Here is a 1,935-nt window from a genome sequence, read left to right as displayed (position 1 = left end):
CCTACTATAAAGATTGGCTATATATCTTTCTATATTCTTTGAATACTATAATTCTAACATTGTTAGTTGCTTTTACTGACCATCTTTGATGAATTTTAAGATCTATTATTTTTGTAGGCTCTTTATGAGATGAAATATCATATTATTTCGCTAAAATTGTTTTGTAGAACCATAAAACAGACTATATGCTTTTAAAATAACTCTCATCACAACTTAATAGTCTCTGTGTTTATTTGCATTGAGTTGTGATGAGCTAAAATTAAATTATTACATATCTGGGCCATCTATTTTCGGAGATTTCTTCCTCTCTAAGGCCTCTGATAAGCGGTTAGCGAGTTCATTTCCACACTCTTTTGAAACTTCTTCTATAATTTTCTCAGAACTATAATCTTTGTATTCAGGAAATTCTTCCTTTACTCTTTTAAGAACTATACTTCCATCGTTATTTTTATTGGCATTTAGTAATTTCAAGAGCCTTTCACATTTTTCTTTCATTGTAACTCTCCTTTTGATAATATGGTTCATTTTAGAACACTAATACTTAAAAAGAACTAATATTTTCTTTTTGCTTTTTTAATGCTACCCCATCTCCATCAAAGCATCATCTTTTGCAAATTTACCTCTTAGCTCTGGCATCTCATTTACTATCATATCTTTTAGCTCTGGGTTGATATTTGCTATTTCTAGTAAAAGACCTAAGCTTTTGTCATTAAAATCTCTTAGCCCAGTATTTTCACTTTGAAGACTTTCGGTTTTACGTGTTAGAGATTGATTTTCTCTATCTTGGCTCTTTATCAATGCACTTTGCTCATCTATCTTTGTTTGCTGATTAGTATGTGCTTTTAGTCTATTTTTAAGATGTGTTATCTCATTATCTTGCTTAGCTTGGCTCTCTTTTAGCTCATCTAGCTCTTTTTCTAGCTGCTCTTTTTCTTTTAAGATTTTTGTGCTTTTCTTTTTATCTTCATCTATGATTTTATTTTGTTCTGTTACTTGCTCATCAAGAAGCTCTACCTTTTCTTTTAACTGCTCATCAGATGTGATGGTTATGTTCTCTTGCATTCGTTCATAAACTAAATTTGTAAATTCTGCTAAAAAGGCTTTTTCGCTACTAGCTTCCATTCTAAAATAGTTGATCTTTTTGCTTAAAAACTTGTATTCTGGCTTTATGTGTTCTTTTGCTATACTAATTATCTGCTCTCTAATCTTACTTTTTAACTCTTTCTCGTCCTTATATTCACTTGCTATTTGGTGCATTTGGGTTAAATTTTTATGTCTACTGTTACTTGGTTTGCCACGAAGCACCTGACCTTCAAATGCCTCTGCACCCATATCTTGCAGCTCTTGGCCAAATTTTGCTGTTTGTGATCTGCCACTAAATCTCAAATTTGCATGCTTTTCAAAGCTGTAGTTTGTAAAAAAGATATGAAAGTGCTTGGTCTTCTCGTCATTATGTTCAGCCACAAGCAGACACTTTGCGCCATACTTCGCACAGTATGCGTTTATAAATCTCATTACTCTATCCATATGTATGTTTTCATTTATAAATTTTGACTCTTCGTCGTTTAGCCCTTCTTTTGGCTCCTTCTCTCTGTCTGTACCAAATGTGATGATAATCTCACAAAAGCTACGCATATCTTTGCGCCAAGACTTTTTTATAACAGTATCTTTGCCATTTCGCTTTTGCGTATAGGACTGCTTGGTATAGTCTTTCTCAAAGCTTTCTTGGTAACCTTTGAGTAAATTCTTTATAAAGGCTATATTATGCAGCTCATCATCTTTGCTGTTAGCATCTCTCATATTGCCATTGCCATTAAATTCGCTTAGAAGCTTGTAGCGATTAGTAGTGACTGGATTTTTGTTGAGATACTTTATATGCTCAGTCTGATTTTTCTCACGGCACGCATGTGCAAATCTACCTATAGCTCTACCATA

At 33.1% G+C, this 1,935-nt stretch carries 2 protein-coding genes; both read right to left on the bottom strand.

Features of this window, described 5'->3' with window-relative positions:
- Nucleotides 1-267: 267 nt before the first annotated feature.
- Nucleotides 268-495, bottom strand: a complete 228-nt coding sequence (locus F3G98_RS10010; RefSeq protein WP_103575211.1) for a hypothetical protein — start codon at nt 493-495, stop codon at nt 268-270.
- Between the two features lie 84 nt (nt 496-579).
- Nucleotides 580-1,935, bottom strand: a 1,356-nt coding sequence (locus tag F3G98_RS10005) for a plasmid recombination protein (RefSeq protein WP_188117001.1), incomplete at its 5' end; no start/stop codon positions are given.

The organism is Campylobacter concisus (genome assembly GCF_902460895.1).
GTDB classification, from domain to species: Bacteria; Campylobacterota; Campylobacteria; order Campylobacterales; family Campylobacteraceae; genus Campylobacter_A; species Campylobacter_A concisus_BC.
Note: the sequence above shows the minus strand (reverse complement) of the source record. Positions and strands in the feature narration are given on the sequence as shown.